The sequence below is a fragment of the Aeromonas bestiarum genome, from assembly GCF_000819745.1.
In the GTDB taxonomy this organism is placed as follows: domain Bacteria; phylum Pseudomonadota; class Gammaproteobacteria; order Enterobacterales; family Aeromonadaceae; genus Aeromonas; species Aeromonas bestiarum.
Genome location: NZ_CDDA01000025.1, coordinates 122,385 through 137,383 on the forward strand (window position 1 = coordinate 122,385; position 14,999 = coordinate 137,383).

Annotated in this window: 10 protein-coding genes; 4 read left to right on the forward strand and 6 right to left on the reverse strand. The window is 58.6% G+C overall.

Annotated elements, in window-relative coordinates; translation table 11 throughout:
* Nucleotides 1–218: 218 nt before the first annotated feature.
* A complete protein-coding gene (locus BN1118_RS13140; protein ID WP_043556529.1) occupies nucleotides 219–1,802 on the reverse strand; it encodes a CHASE4 domain-containing protein in 1,584 nt (527 codons plus the stop codon).
* Between the two features lie 338 nt (nucleotides 1,803–2,140).
* Here BN1118_RS13140 and BN1118_RS13145 point away from each other — a divergent pair, with 338 nt between their 5' ends.
* From BN1118_RS13145 to BN1118_RS13160, 4 genes are all read left to right on the forward strand, one after another.
* Nucleotides 2,141–3,094, forward strand: coding sequence for a hypothetical protein (locus BN1118_RS13145; RefSeq protein WP_043556530.1), 954 nt, complete (start codon nucleotides 2,141–2,143; stop codon nucleotides 3,092–3,094).
* Between the two features lie 322 nt (nucleotides 3,095–3,416).
* The gene (locus tag BN1118_RS13150) at nucleotides 3,417–3,602 is read left to right on the forward strand and encodes a phospholipase D-like domain-containing protein (protein ID WP_236590771.1); all 186 of its coding nucleotides are present in this window, start codon (nucleotides 3,417–3,419) and stop codon (nucleotides 3,600–3,602) included.
* A 126-nt stretch (nucleotides 3,603–3,728) separates the two neighbouring features.
* Entirely contained in the window at nucleotides 3,729–4,319 is a 591-nt protein-coding gene (locus tag BN1118_RS13155) for a hypothetical protein (protein WP_043556532.1), read from the forward strand.
* A 17-nt stretch (nucleotides 4,320–4,336) separates the two neighbouring features.
* Nucleotides 4,337–5,155, forward strand: coding sequence for an HAD family hydrolase (locus BN1118_RS13160; protein WP_043556534.1), 819 nt, complete (start codon nucleotides 4,337–4,339; stop codon nucleotides 5,153–5,155).
* Nucleotides 5,156–5,204: 49 nt separating this feature from the next.
* On the opposite strand, the gene BN1118_RS13165 is transcribed toward BN1118_RS13160, so the two are convergent.
* The 5 genes from BN1118_RS13165 to dapB form a co-directional block, all read right to left on the reverse strand.
* A complete protein-coding gene (locus tag BN1118_RS13165) occupies nucleotides 5,205–6,389 on the reverse strand; it encodes a DUF1615 domain-containing protein (protein ID WP_043556535.1) in 1,185 nt (394 codons plus the stop codon).
* Between the two features lie 230 nt (nucleotides 6,390–6,619).
* Complete coding sequence (gene leuA / locus BN1118_RS13170; protein WP_043556536.1) at nucleotides 6,620–8,278, reverse strand: 2-isopropylmalate synthase; 1,659 nt, start codon at nucleotides 8,276–8,278, stop codon at nucleotides 6,620–6,622.
* Between the two features lie 555 nt (nucleotides 8,279–8,833).
* The gene (gene carB / locus BN1118_RS13175) at nucleotides 8,834–12,058 is read right to left on the reverse strand and encodes a carbamoyl-phosphate synthase large subunit (RefSeq protein WP_042866219.1); all 3,225 of its coding nucleotides are present in this window, start codon (nucleotides 12,056–12,058) and stop codon (nucleotides 8,834–8,836) included.
* A gap of 16 nt (nucleotides 12,059–12,074) precedes the next feature.
* Nucleotides 12,075–13,211 carry a glutamine-hydrolyzing carbamoyl-phosphate synthase small subunit gene (gene carA, locus BN1118_RS13180; RefSeq protein ID WP_043556537.1) on the reverse strand — a complete coding sequence of 379 codons (1,137 nt, stop codon included), beginning with the start codon at nucleotides 13,209–13,211 and terminating at the stop codon, nucleotides 12,075–12,077.
* A gap of 673 nt (nucleotides 13,212–13,884) precedes the next feature.
* Nucleotides 13,885–14,697 (reverse strand): 4-hydroxy-tetrahydrodipicolinate reductase, encoded by an 813-nt coding sequence (gene dapB, locus BN1118_RS13185; RefSeq protein ID WP_043556538.1) that lies wholly within the window; start codon nucleotides 14,695–14,697, stop codon nucleotides 13,885–13,887.
* Between the last annotated feature and the right edge of the window lie 302 nt (nucleotides 14,698–14,999).

Here is a 14,999-nt window from a genome sequence, read left to right on the forward strand (position 1 = left end):
GCATCCATGGTGGGTGACCCGAGGGCCACCGGTGCGGCAGACCCTCCCTGTCGCCATGCCCCTTCTCTCCATGAGGGAGGCCCGTTATACACCCTGCCAAGTGAACAAGAAATTAATGCAGGTCACGGATAGTGGAGATAATCGCTCTGGCGCGACGAAAGTTGCGCCTTGAGCATGTGCGCCTTGAACGCAAGGGAGGGCACCTGGCGAGGCGGCCCTCAGTTGCGCTTGAGTTGCTGCAATTTGGTGAGGGTGAGCAGGGTCTGGGCGGAGAGATCGCACACCGAGAGCACGAAGGCCGTCTCGTCCGGGTGCCACTCCTCCTTCAGACTGGCTCGTTCGGCGATGATGAAACCGAGCAGCTCATCCCCCTGCTTGAGGGGTGCCATCAGTATGGCGCCAGAGAGGGCATCGAGCCCGAGCTGGGCCAGCATGGCGCCAAACCGTGACAGATCATAGCGCTCGCGGATGATGAGGCAGGGGGCATGCTCGGGCTTGGAGACCTCGTAGCGGCCCTGGATCAAGGCATACGGCAGGTGAAAACCCTGCTGATGATGGCGCTTGGGCAGGAAGAAGAGATCCTGGCAGAACATGGATTGCTTGTCCTCGGCGCAGAACCAGACGCTGGCGCGGGCGGCCCCGGTGCCGGCGCACACCGCCTCGTTGATATGACGGGCGGCCTGCCCCGGATCCTCGCCGGTCAGCAGATCGCTCTTGGCCAGGTGGATCAGGGCCCCGTGCTGCAACTGCTGCCGGGTCCCGCTGTCGGCCTGCTGCTGACGCAGGCTGTCCAGATGATCGAGCATGCGATTGCAGTCGATGGCAACCTGGGAGATTTCGTCCTTGCCCTCCACCAGCAGCCGACGCACGGCGCCATCGTCAGCGATGAGACGCAGATTGGCACTCAACCGCTGCAGGCGGGCGGCTATGTAGCCGTTGAGGATCAGCAACACCAGGGCGGCAAACAGCAGGGTACCCAGGCTCAGCAACCAGAAGATGCGCTGCTCGATGGCCTTGCCCTCCAGCATCAGATCCCGTGGCAGGGTGAAGCGAAAGATGAGGGGTGACGTCTCCTGCAAGGTATCGATCTGGGCCAGGGTGAGCAGGCGATCCTCTTGCGGCAGGATCAGGCTGTCGCTGGCCATGAGCCGGGTCAGGGTCGGCGCCCCCAGGCTGGCGGCGAGCTGATCCGGGCTCAGGAAGGTGAGCGACAGGGCGGTGCGTTTTTGCAGCTGGCGGATGAATTTCGGGGTAAAAGCCTTGAACAGCAACAGGGTGCCGCGACTCGGCCCCTCCCCCTCGCTGCTCAGGATCTGGGTGGCGGCCATCAGGTAATAGCGCTCGCCGTCGAACCAGATGCCGGCGTTGGGCTTGAGGGTGCCGTAGCGCATCAGGTAATCGGTCAAGGCCCCCAGCTGGGCCGGCGTCTGCGAGACCAGCTTGCCGGCCTGGTAGGCAAAGGCCACCTGCGGCTGCTTCTCCCTGTCGTAAAGCGCCAGCAGATCGATTCCCAGGGTCTCGAAGGTACGCACGTTGAAGTTGGCATCCAGGTAGGCCTGATCCCGACGGGCCATGAAGGCATAGGTCTCGTCCCATTCGGACCAATCCTGCCCCAGCACGGTCAGCTGGCCCAGCTCGGCCTGCACCACGGCCCTGACCCGCTCGCGGTTGCGCTCCACGCTCATGCGCTCCAGCTCGCCGAACTTGTCGCTCACCACATAATGCAGGCCGACATAGCCAACCCCCTGCAACAGCAGCAGCGTCAGCACTATGGTCAGCGTAATCTTGCGGCTGATCTTCATCTCCACTCACACTCCCGAACAAGTGACCCATTGAGTTTAATGGATTTTTATTATCCGCCCGGACGCAGTGCGAAAAACCTGACCCGACCGTCCGTGGCCCGCATCGGCAAGCGGTGGCGTCCACTCGCACCCCACGAGCACACGGGCTGCACAGCCAGGAGAGGCGCAGAGAACGCCGCCAGCCCCCGCCCGTTGCATCGCCAGCAAGCCGGCCCATGATCTGGGGATCGCGTACACCAGAAGAGTGCCATCCGGCTCATTATCCGGGCTGCCAAGCCGATAAAAAATCGCTACAGTGTAATCGTGCCTCAGCCAGCGAGGCTTCACGGGAACCCGGCATGCCCTCATACACCTCTCACACCAGCCTGCCCCTGCTGATCAGCCTGCTGCTCGGCACCGATGCCATGGCCGACGACGACTCGCTGGTGCAGCAGCGCGCCAACGCTGTGGTGTCGCTGATGACCTTCACAGTCGTGCCCGACATCACCGCCAGCAACATCAATATCGGCAGCGGCACCAACCAGGCGGCAGCGCTCAACATGACCCAGGTCGGCGGCGGCGCCACCATGAGCGAGAGCGTGCCCATCTATCTGGAGGGGACACTGGGCTTTAGCCGCTACGATCCCCAGTTCGTGGTGAGCAACGGCAGCGAGACCCGCACCATTCCCACTAAATGGAACAGTCTGACGGCCACCGGCGGGATTGGCTGGGACATAGGGCTGCACCGGGACAGACACGGCGGCAACTGGGTGCTGCGTCCCCTCGGCAACGTCACCCTGGGCACAGTGGCCAGCGATCTGCGCATCGGCAACTGGCTGCTGGGCCAGTATACCGGCAAGAACCTCGACTTTCTCGATGGCGGCAGGCTCGATGTCTACGGTCTCGGCGGCGCCCTGATGCTCGACTATGAACTCTTCTCCCCAACCCAGGACATAGACGCCGAGCTGCGCTACTCCTACCAGCATCTGCAGAGCTTTGGCGGCACCTCGGCCAGCGTGACCGGCCAGGCCAACGCGGAGAACCTCGGCCTCTATCTGCGCCGCCGTGCCCCCATCGGCGATCTCACGCTGCTGAGTCGGCCGCTGCGCTACGTGATGGAAGGGGCTCGCACCGAATACCTCGGCGAGCAACGGGGCCTGCTCGGTTTCAACTCCCTCAACTCGCTGGGGCTCGGGATCGAGCTCGACAGCAGCAAGTACGACATCATAGTGACCCGCACCCGGCTGGTGGCCCGCTATATGTTCAGCCACAACACCAGCGGCTACGGCGTCGGGCTGGCGATGAGTTTCTAAGCCAGTCCACGGAACAGAGCCGCCCAACCTCAGTTGCGGGATTCCTCTTGCCTTCTCTTCTCATAAGACCCTCCGGCAGCAACGCCTAACCCCCAGCCACCGCCCTCTACCTGCCCGCAGATCCACAGGTTATAAATCACTGATGAATCACACAGTTAGTGGGATTTGTCACACATTCGTCCTGATTAAATCGCTACAGTAGCTCTTTCCGACACCCGAACTGTTCGTATGAAGCCTGTCATATGTCCAATCCAGTTCGTCCTGCAATCCGGTTAACGGCATCGCAAAACCCAAGTGCGCAAGAGGAATGGAGATTTTTGCTATGGCCAAGTTTTTGAATACAAGTGCGACCAACTATTTTCTTGAAGAACTGATAAAGGATGCCAAGGAACGACTGATCCTGATCAGTCCTTTCCTCAAGCTCAATGTACGGAATGCAGCTCTGGCTGCCGGCTTGCCACAACACGGTACTGAGGACCAGCAAATGGGGAGATACCAAGGGCAATAGTTTCTGTGGCTGTCCTAGCTATCAACAATACCGCAACCTGCTCCCTATTAAGAACTAAACATCGAACTAAAGGACGCTTACTCCTGAGCGGATAACCAAATTCACATATTTAAATAAGGATATTGTATGCCAGAGTTAGCTATCTCAGATTTCACTAATATTGCTGTTGCAACGGGCTCACCTAAACACACAAAACTTAAGCAGATTGCACTAAGAGGGGATTATGCACACTATAAAGATTACTACTTGCAACTTAGAACAGCTATAAAGTCACTTTTTAGCCAAAAGAGACATGTTTCGTACCTGATCGAAATATCACGAAAACAAAAGGACTCCAGTAAAAAAATAAAATTTGAACGCCTAGCCCATAATTTTATTAAGTGGCAGTCAGGTAAGAACATTGATGTGTATGCATCATTGCGAGAGTCCTTTGTTTTTAATAGCACTACTATCCATTGCAATCCCGAGCTGAGCGCATTGATAAATGGCGTCCGAACTCATGTTAAGCTCCATTTTACCGAGAAACAGAGAATGACAAGAGAGCGAGCTGACTATATCTGCTATTTAATGCATGAAGCAATTCAAGAGGCAGATGCGGAATATATAGTTCTTGATCTGCATTCCGGCCAAGAGTTCAGACTTACCTCTGACAGAGACAGAATGGAGGAGAAAGTGTGTCGGGAAATATTATGGATTGAGCAGAACTGGCCGATTTAACTTTTAGAGGATTATTCATGAAGTGCGCACTAATTTATGATTTTGATGGGACCTTAGCGGAAGGTGATTGTGCCCAGCATGGGGTTATTCCCGAATTAGAGATAACTGATATACCTGAATTTTGGGCCAGTGTGAAACGTAGAGCAATGTACGATGACGGCGATGAAATATTGACCTACCTTGGTATGCTAGCAGAAAGGGCTAACATGCTTCAATCTGATGTCCTTAGTACAGAAAAACTAATGATGCATGGGCAATCAATCCCTTTATTCAGTGGCGTTGATTCATGGTTCGATAGAATTAACAGCTTTGCTGAAAGCATTGACCTAGAACTGGAGCATTACATCATATCAAGTGGCCTTGATGCAATGATTAGAGGAACATGTATTGGAGACAAATTTCGTGATATTTATGCTTGCAAATATCACTACTCTGAAAATCAGCGCTCCGCAACGTGGCCCGCACAAGCAATTAACTATACAACCAAAACACAATTTTTATTTAGAATAAATAAAGGAATTCATAATTCATGGGATAATGGGGAAGTAAATAAATTCATTGAACTTCAAGATAGGGACATACCATTTCAGAGAATGATATATCTTGGTGATGGCGACACCGATATTCCATCTATGAAAATGGTGAGGTATCAAGGTGGCAGGTCTATTGCTGTCTTTGACAACAAAAAATGGCCTCTAAAATCAACTCAAGACAAAGTAGAAAAGCTAATATCCGAAGAAAGAGCTGATTATGTCGTCCCTGCTCTGTATGATGAAGGCAGTCACCTAGACATCACAGTAAAAGGCTTATTGAGGCTATTTAAAAGAAAGGGATAGTTCTTAACTATAAACAAAAGCGGCCCACTGGCCGCCTTTGTTTTTGCGATTACAGCGACCCCAGCCGTTTCAGGCAGGTCTGCTGGCGCCACTGCACCCGTTTGGCAAACCAGGCGGTGGTGAGGTTACGGGTGATCTTGGGGCTCTTCAGGGAGATGCCCGGCAGCACGGCGCGGGGTTGTCGCTTGCCGGCCTGCTTGTCTGCCAGGGTAAAGACCCTGTGGTAGAGATCGCTTTGGGCAAATTCGGCGGTATCCCCCAGTTTCAGGCTCTGGTGAATGGCCTGCTTGCTCATGCTGAGACGGCTGGCGATGGCATGAACAGCGAGTTCTGTCTTGCCCGGCAGATCTGAGTCATAGCGAATGAGATCCCCATCCAGTGCCAGCGGCTTGCCGCTCACGCGGCTGACCGCCGCCTGGAATGCGGCGTTGCGACTGGCATACCAGCCGGCGTTGAAGTCGGCGTAGCGGTAGAGGTGATCCGGATACTGTGCCGGGTAGTTGAGCAGATGGCGGGTGCCGAACCAGATGCCGCCGCGGCGAGTAAAGACTTCGTGGCGGATGGAATCCTTGACGGGATAAGGGTAGCCACGGGCGTTGGCCTCGGCGAAGGCGATGCTGACCTGCATGGGGCCACCGGTACGCACCGGGTTCATGTTGCCGAACAGGGTCTTGCCCATGGGCACCTCCCCTATCATGTCCTCGAAGATCTCGCTCATCTCCCGCTCGGTGCGCAACTTGTCGATGCGCTCGGCATAGCTCTTGCCGGTGGGGGAATTGATGCTGAGCGCAGTGCGCACCACGAACTCGGGGATCAACAGCTTGCCGGCGCGGGCGTTGATCTCCTGCCAGGCGATCTTGCCAAGGCCAGGCACCACGGGGTCTGCCTGAAAGGTGGACTCCTGCTCAGCCACCGCCAGCACGGAACAGACGTTCTCGTCGGTCACGGCCAGCTCCTGTTTGGCGAGGGCCGTGACTATGTCCTGCGCCCAGCCGTTGCGATCCACGGTACGGGCCGGCAACAGCCGCACTATGCGCGACTGCATGCTGGCCGGGGCTCTGGGGATCTGGGCCTTGGGCAGGGGCGCGGGTTTGGTGATGGCCGGCCCCGTGATGGCCGCACTGCCAGGTTGGCGGGTATCGCCCTGGCTGGCCGGTTCGCTGGCACAGGCAGCCAGCAGCAAGGCGGCCAGCAGAGGCGCGACATGATGACGATAACGAGTGAGATGATGCATGAAAGCTTCCCGATGGATGAGGCGCCGCTGGCTTGAGCAGACAAGTCCGGCCCCGGCAGCCAGGGCATTGTAGAGGATTGATCGGGGGATCAGAAGGCATGAGCATGGCCAGCCCGCAAGCATCCGCCGCTGACACGACAAGGCCCCCGCCGGTTGGACGGGGGCCTTGCAGATGTATCGGGTCATGGCCAGGGGCAAAGACAGTGCCCGGCCGATGAGCTGGGGGCGTATCAGGCCGTTTGGCGCAGGGCCTGAATCTGGGCGGCGCCATTGATCACCGCCTGCAAGGAGGCGTTGACCACGTCGCGGCCTATGGCGACCCCGCACATGCGCTGGCCATCGACGCTCAGCAGCACATAGGCGGCGGCGCGAGACTCGGTGCCCGCGCTCAGGGCATGCTCCGAGTAGTCGAGCACGTCGATATGCATGCCGGTCTGGCGCTCCCAGCCGTTGACCAGCGCCGTGATGGCCCCCTCCCCCTCCCCCCGCAATTGCAGCGAGCCATCTGGGGTCTGCAGCTCGAGGTGCAGGCTCTCCTGGCCGTCGTGGCCGAGCTGGAAGCGACCGATGCGATAGCCGTGTACCGGCTCGAGGTAGTGCTGCTCGAACAGGGCGCGGATCTGCGCCGGGTTGATCTCGCTGCTGCTCGCCTCGGCTTGGGCCTGCACCCGGCGGCTGAAGTCGATCTGCAGCCAGCGCGGCAGTTGCAGGCCGAGATCGCGCTCCAGCAGATAGGTGACGCCCCCCTTGCCGGACTGGCTGTTGATGCGGATCACCGCCTCGTAGCTGCGGCCAAGATCGGCGGGATCTATGGGCAGGTAGGCCACATCCCAATAGGCATCGGGCTTCTCGGCCGCCAGAGATTTGCGGATGGCATCCTGATGGCTGCCGGAAAACGCCGTGTAGACCAGCTCGCCGGCATAGGGGTGGCGCGGGTGCAGGGCTATCTGGGTGCAGGCGCCCACGGTCGCGACTATGGCATCCATGTCCGACAAGTCCAGCTCTGGGTCTATCCCCTGGCTGTAGAGGTTCATGGCCATGGTGACTATGTCCATGTTGCCGGTGCGTTCGCCATTGCCGAGCAGGGTGCCCTCGATGCGATCGGCGCCCGCCAGCACCGCCAGCTCGGCGGCAGCCACACCACAGCCTCTGTCGTTGTGGGTGTGAATGGAGATGCTCACCTCGGGGCGTGCCTTGAGGTGGCGGCAGAACCACTCCACCTGATCCGCAAACACGTTGGGGGTGCTCACCTCAACCGTGGCCGGGAGGTTCAGGATCATGGGGCGGGCGGCGGGGCGCCACTCGTCGATCACGGCGTCACACACCTCCACCGCGAACTCCACCTCTGTGCTGCTGAAGCTCTCGGGGGAATATTGGAAACTCCACTCTGTGCCCGGGTTCCTGGCCGCATGCTCGCGTACCCAGCGCGCCCCCTGCACGGCGATGGCCTTGACCCCCTCCTTCCCTGAGTTGAATACATAGTTGCGCTGGGTCGGGTTGACCGAGTTGTAGACGTGAACGATGGCACGCTTGGCCCCCTTGAGGGATTCAAAGGTGCGGATGATGAGATCTTCGCGGGCCTGCACCAGCACCTGAATGGTGACGTCATCGGGAATGAGATTGCGCTCGATCAGCTCACGCACGAAGTCAAAATCGGGCTGGGAGGCGGCCGGGAACCCCACCTCGATATGCTTGAAGCCGACATGGAGCATCAGCGCCCACATTTGCAGCTTCTGGGCCACCGTCATGGGTTCGACCAGCGCCTGGTTGCCGTCGCGCAAGTCCACGGCGCACCAGAGCGGCGCACGCTCCAGCACCCGGTTGGGCCATTGGCGATCGGCCAGATTAATCACGGGGGCTGGGCGGTATTTGCGATGATCGAAGCTCATATTCAGATTCCCTTGGCTGATGTCCTTGAGGTGCGGCGCCGTTGCGGGCTATGAGGGTGAGCAACGACGCGACTGGGCAGGCAAGCAGACGGGGTAAGGAGGGGGAAGCAGGCTGGCGCGGTAACGCTGGCCCTGACGGTTGCGCGGGTGGTAGCCCCACAACCGGTTTCCTGTGGCCCCTCTGGGTAAAAGGGGACGGCCTCGGCTACCGGATAAGCAACTGGCCCTGATCCTCGCACCCCGCTGTTGCGGGCGCAGACGACCTTATGTGATGAGAAACCAGTATATAGAGGCGGCTCGGGTGAGTGATTGCAAAGATTGCGAATAAAAGCCACCAAGGCGCAATAATCATCACATTTACGCCACTAAAAGGGATTATATCGCCCTATCTTGACCCTATTCCCTCTCCCCTGCGCACCTCACCCCCATGACAGAGGCTGGCCGGATCCGCAAAAAAACAGAAACCCCGCCATCGCTGGCGGGGTTTTTCAGGGTTCGCAAGTGTTGTGCAAAAAAGAAGGGGAGAAAGACGCCCCTGCCCTTGTTACGCAATCCTTAGCGGTTTTTCACCTTCTGGTGCAGCTCCTGCACCGAGTTGACGTTGGCGGTGGCATCCATGCTGATGGCCATGCAGGTGGCAAACGCCTCATTCATGGTGGTGGTATAAGCCACCTTGTGCTGCAAGGCGGCGCGGCGCAGCTGTTTGGAGTCCTGAATCGCCACCCGCCCTTCGGCCGTGTTGACGATGTAGGTGTACTCGCCGTTCTTGATGCGGTCGAGAATGTGCGGACGCCCTTCGTGCACCTTGTTGACCAGGCGCGGATTGATGCTCGCTTCACCCAGCGCCACTGCGGTGCCGTGAGTGGCATCCAGCTCGTAGCCCAGCTCCAGCAGCTTGGCGGCCAAATCCACCACCAGCGCCTTGTCGCTGTGACGCACCGACAAGAGCGCGCGACCCTCTTTCGGCACCGCATGGCTGGCACCCAGCTGGGCCTTGGCATAGGCCTCGGCAAAGCTGCTGCCTACCCCCATCACCTCGCCTGTGGAACGCATCTCTGGCCCCAGCAGCGGATCCACGCCAGGGAACTTGGCGAAGGGCAGCACCACCTCTTTCACCGAGTAGTAAGGCGGGATGATTTCGGTGGTAAAGCCCTGATCTTTCAGGCTCTGGCCGGCCATGACGCGGGCGGCAATCTTGGCCAGCGGCGCACCGGTCGCCTTGGAGACGAAGGGCACGGTACGGGCGGCACGCGGGTTCACTTCGATGAGGTAGATGTCATCGCCCTTGACCGCAAACTGCACGTTCATCAGGCCGACCACACCGAGTTCCAGTGCCAATTTCCGCACCTGCTCGCGGATCTCGTCCTGAATTTTCTTGGACAAGGTATAAGGTGGCAGGGAGCAGCCGGAGTCACCGGAGTGGATACCGGCCTGCTCGATATGCTCCATGATGCCGCCGATGACCACATCGGTGCCGTCGCAGATGGCATCCACGTCCAGCTCGGTAGCGTCATCAAGGAAGCGGTCCAGCAGCACCGGCGATTCGTTGGAAACGCTCACCGCCTCGGCGAAGTAGCGACGCAGGTCGGTCTCGTCATAGACGATCTCCATGGCGCGGCCACCCAGCACGTAGGAGGGGCGCACCACCAGCGGGTAGGTGATCCGCTCGGCGGTCAGCACTGCCTGCTCCAACGCGGTGACTGTGCCGTTTTCCGGCTGCTTGAGGCCGAGGCGCTCGACGGCGGACTGGAAGCGCTCGCGGTCTTCGGCGCGGTCGATGGCATCCGGGCTGGTACCGATGATCGGCACGCCGTTCGCTTCCAATGCCCGTGCAAGTTTGAGCGGAGTCTGGCCGCCGTACTGGACTATGACGCCCTTGGGCTTCTCGATGCGCACGATTTCCAGCACGTCTTCCAGGGTCACCGGCTCGAAGTAGAGGCGATCCGAGGTGTCGTAATCGGTGGAGACGGTTTCCGGGTTGCAGTTGACCATGATGGTCTCGTAACCGTCTTCGCGCAGGGCCAGTGCCGCATGGACGCAGCAGTAGTCAAACTCGATGCCCTGGCCGATGCGGTTCGGGCCGCCGCCGATGATCATGATCTTGTCGCGATTGGTCGGGTTGGCCTCGCACTCTTCGTCATAGCTCGAATACATGTAGGCGGTGTTGGTGGCGAACTCGGCCGCGCAGGTATCGACCCGCTTGTAGATCGGGAATATGTTGTGGCGGGCACGCAGTTTGCGCACCTCGCCCTCGGCCACGCCGAGGATCTTGGCCAGGCGCGCGTCGGCGAAGCCCTTGCGCTTCAAGGCGCGCAGGAAGTCGGCATCGAGCCCGGCCATGCCGCGCTCTTTCACCTGCTCTTCCAGCTTGATGAGATCTTCTATCTGCACCAGGAACCAGGGGTCAATCTTGGTCAGCTTGAAGATGCCGTCCATGGAGAGACCGGCGCGGAACGCATCGGCGATGTACCAGATCCGGTCGCAGCCAGCATCCTGCAGCTCGTGGCGGATGCGGGTCAATGAGTCAGGGGCATTGAGGTCGACCATGGGGTCGAAGCCGGTCTTGCCGGTCTCGAGGCTGCGCAGCGCCTTGTGCAGAGACTCCTGGAAGTTGCGGCCAATCGCCATCACTTCACCGACCGATTTCATCTGGGTGGTGAGACGGTCGTTGGCACCGGCAAATTTCTCGAAGTTGAAGCGCGGCACCTTGGTGACCACGTAGTCGATGGCCGGCTCGAAGGAGGCCGGGGTACGACCGCCTGTGATGTCGTTCATCAGCTCGTCCAGGGTGTAACCGATGGCGAGCTTGGCGGCGATCTTGGCGATGGGGAAACCGGTCGCCTTGGAGGCCAGCGCGGAGGAACGGGACACCCGCGGGTTCATCTCTATGATGACCATGCGGCCATCTTTCGGGTTGATGCCGAACTGGACGTTGGAGCCACCGGTTTCGACCCCGATCTCGCGCAGTATCGCCATGGAGGCGTTGCGCATGATCTGGAACTCCTTGTCGGTCAGCGTCTGGGCTGGCGCGACCGTGATGGAGTCACCGGTGTGGATGCCCATGGGGTCGAAGTTTTCGATGGTGCAGACGATGATGCAGTTGTCGTTGCGATCCCGCACCACTTCCATCTCGTACTCTTTCCAGCCGATGAGTGACTCATCGATCAGCAGCTCCTTGGTCGGCGACAAGTCCAGACCACGTTCGCAGATCTCGACGAACTCTTCGGTGTTGTAGGCGATGCCGCCACCCGAGCCGCCCATGGTAAAGGAGGGACGAATGATGCAGGGGAAGCCGACCATCTGCTGCACGCCCCACGCCTCTTCCATGTTGTGGGCGATGCCGGCGCGCGGGCACTCCAGACCGATGCTCTTCATGGCGATGTCGAAGCGGCGGCGATCTTCGGCCTTGTCGATGGCGTCGGCAGTGGCGCCTATCATCTCGACCCCGAACTCGGCCAGCACCCCGTGTTTTTCCAGATCCAGCGCGCAGTTCAGCGCAGTCTGGCCGCCCATGGTGGGCAGCACCGCATCCGGGCGCTCCTTCTTGATGATCTCGCGCACCACTTCCCAGGTGATGGGCTCTATGTAGGTGGCATCCGCCATCTCGGGGTCCGTCATTATGGTGGCCGGGTTGGAGTTCACCAGGATGACGCGGTATCCCTCCTCGCGAAGCGCCTTGCAGGCCTGGGCGCCGGAGTAGTCAAATTCGCAGGCCTGACCGATGACGATGGGGCCGGCGCCGAGGATCAGGATGCTCTGTAGGTCGTTACGTTTTGGCATGGCTTCTCTTTTCCTCTTAAGCGCGATACTGCTTGATCAATTCAATAAAGTGGTCGAACAGACCGGCACAGTCGTGCGGGCCCGGGCTCGCCTCGGGGTGACCCTGGAAGCTGAAGGCCGGACGGTCGGTGCGGTGGATGCCTTGCAGGGAACCGTCAAACAGGGAGACGTGGGTGGCGCGCAGGCAAGCCGGCAGGTTGTGCTCATCGACCGCGAAACCGTGGTTCTGGGCGGTGATCATGACGGTATTGTCATCGAGACTCTTCACCGGGTGGTTGGCACCGTGGTGGCCGAACTTCATCTTCATCGTCTTGGCACCCGAGGCCAGACCCAGCAGCTGGTGACCCAGGCAGATACCGAACACAGGGGTGTTGGTATTGAGGAAGGCCTTGATGGCCTCGATGGCGTAGTCGCAGGGCTCGGGGTCACCCGGGCCGTTGGAGAGGAAGATGCCATCGGGGTTCATCGCCAGCACCTCGGCGGCCGGGGTCTTTGCCGGCACCACTGTCAGGCGGCAGCCACGGTCCACCAGCATGCGCAGAATGTTGCGCTTGACGCCAAAGTCGTAGGCCACCACGTGGTATTTGAGTTCATCGGCCGCCGGGGTGACATGCCCCTTGCCGAGCTGCCAGCTGCCTTCGGTCCAGGCGTAGGCTTCTGACACAGTCACTTCCTTGGCCAAGTCCATTCCCTTGAGACCGGGGAAGGCGCGCGCCTGTTCGAGGGCATATGCCTCATCGACTTGCTTGCCCGCCAGGATGCAACCGGCCTGAGCGCCTTTCTCGCGCAGGATGCGGGTCAGTTTGCGGGTGTCGATGTCGGCGATGCCAACTATGTTGTGAGACTTGAGGTAATCGGAGAGGGATTGCTGATTGCGGAAATTGGAGGCAAGTATCGGAAGGTCCCGGATGATCAATCCCTGAGCGTGGATTTGACTGGACTCTTCATCTTCGCTGTTGGTGCCGGTGTTGCCTATATGGGGGTAAGTGAGGGTGACTATCTGACGGGAATAAGAGGGATCGGTGAGGATTTCCTGATAGCCCGTCATCGACGTATTGAAAACCACTTCACCAACGGAACATCCCTCGGCGCCTATCGACACGCCTTTGAACACAGTTCCATCTTCCAGCACTAGCAATGCAGTGTGATTCAAGACAACCTCCAGTTATTTAGCTTTAAATTCAGCAATTTACCTGGGTGTTGCGGGTCCGGACGCTGTTTGAAACAGGGCTCAAACCCGGCAGATTTCTGGCAAATTGGGCGCATTCTACTTAAAAACGATCGCATTTCAACGTCTTTTCTCGTTTTAAATGCATCTAAATTCAATAAACAAGCAACATTACCCATTATCTATGCACTCAATCGCTTTGCAACCCCCGCCGTCAAAAGAAAAGCCAAAACCCGATACAAAAGAGATGCCCCATGCCGCGCAACTCACAAAAACAGGCATTTAAACCTTAAAAAACAACAAATTGAAATCTACAAATAAAATTCACAAAGGCTTAAACGAGCCTTTTATTGACAGATGAGTGCCGATTAAAAATAGAAAACGTTTTTCTCATTTTGAATTTTTAGTCTTTTTCATGTCATGTAAAAAAATGCGGGTGCAGGGGGCATTGAGGCTCAATCCCGTTACCCTTTGATGACATTTGAGCAATGGGTGGATGGGATGAATTGAACAAAGAAGAGGTTTAGACCATTTCACATAAAAAACATGGTGTAAGCGCTATTTATACAAAAAGATATGAAAAACCCCGGCAAACCGGGGTTTGGCAGCACTGTCGGGAGTGGGCTCATTGCGGCCCGCCTGCCGCCACCTTGGCCGCTCACTTGAGGTCGAGCACATCCTGCATGTCGTAGAGACCGGCACTCTGGCGGCCAAGCCACTTGCCGGCCCGCACTGCGCCATTGGCGAAGGTGAGGCGGCTGGAGGCCTTGTGGCTGATCTCCACCCGCTCGCCGATATCGGCAAACATGACGGTGTGCTCCCCCACCAGATCGCCGGCGCGAATGGTGGCAAAGCCGATGGTGTTGCGATCCCGCTCGCCTGTGATCCCCTCACGGCCGTAGACGGCGCACTCTTTCAGGTCACGTCCGAGCGTCCTGGCCACCACTTCCCCCATGGAGAGCGCAGTGCCGGACGGTGCATCCACCTTGTGGCGATGATGCCCCTCGATGATCTCGATGTCGGTGTAATCCCCCATCACCTTGGCGGCCTGCTCCAGCAGCTTGAACACCAGGTTGACGCCGACCGAGTAGTTGGAGGCGAAGACGATGCCGATCTGCTTGCCAGCCTCTTTCAGGACGGCCTTGCCTGCATCGTCAAAGCCGGTGGTGCCGATCACCATCTGCTTCTGATGAGCCAGCGCAAACGCCAGGTTGGCCAGGGTCACCTCGGGACGGGTGAAGTCGATGATGAGATCAAACTCATCGCGCACCTTGTCCAGGCTGTCGCTGATGACCACACCCAGCTTGCCGAGGCCGTTGAGCTCACCGGCATCCAGGCCTATCACGGCAGAGCCGGGCCGCTCCAGCGCCGCCCCGACCACCACGCCCTTGGCGTTGGTGATGGCTTCCAGCAGCACCTTGCCCATACGACCATTACAGCCCATCACGGCCACACGGATCGGATTGTCCATCTCCACCCTCTCATCTGTTTATTATGGAAAGAGACCGTTTTACCAGCCCGCGCCCCCTTTGAAAAGCTCGGCGTGGCCGCCCGCCCCCACCCGATAAATCAACGACATATTTATAAAAATCCGAATATTTGACGGATTTAATCAAATGTGCGAAATCATCAAACAAAAACACCTATCCATCTGGACGTCTATCTTGACCGAATGGCCCCGACTCACTACTGTAGGCGCCCCATAGCGGCAGGATGCCCGCCAGGTTCACCCCATTTATCAGGGCTGGCTGCGACAGGGAGGTCATGTTCAAC

Excerpts from the sequence above, each read along its gene's own strand:
- BN1118_RS13165 (WP_043556535.1), bottom strand. The coding sequence starts at position 6,389 with ATGCATCATCTCACTCGTTATCGTCATCATGTCGCGCCTCTGCTGGCC.
- BN1118_RS13150 (WP_236590771.1), top strand. The coding sequence starts at position 3,417 with ATGGCCAAGTTTTTGAATACAAGTGCGACCAACTATTTTCTTGAAGAA.
- BN1118_RS13160 (WP_043556534.1), top strand. The coding sequence starts at position 4,337 with ATGAAGTGCGCACTAATTTATGATTTTGATGGGACCTTAGCGGAAGGT.
- BN1118_RS13155 (WP_043556532.1), top strand. The coding sequence starts at position 3,729 with ATGCCAGAGTTAGCTATCTCAGATTTCACTAATATTGCTGTTGCAACG.
- leuA (WP_043556536.1), bottom strand. The coding sequence starts at position 8,278 with ATGAGCTTCGATCATCGCAAATACCGCCCAGCCCCCGTGATTAATCTG.
- BN1118_RS13145 (WP_043556530.1), top strand. The coding sequence starts at position 2,141 with ATGCCCTCATACACCTCTCACACCAGCCTGCCCCTGCTGATCAGCCTG.
- BN1118_RS13140 (WP_043556529.1), bottom strand. The coding sequence starts at position 1,802 with ATGAAGATCAGCCGCAAGATTACGCTGACCATAGTGCTGACGCTGCTG.
- carB (WP_042866219.1), bottom strand. The coding sequence starts at position 12,058 with ATGCCAAAACGTAACGACCTACAGAGCATCCTGATCCTCGGCGCCGGC.
- dapB (WP_043556538.1), bottom strand. The coding sequence starts at position 14,697 with ATGGACAATCCGATCCGTGTGGCCGTGATGGGCTGTAATGGTCGTATG.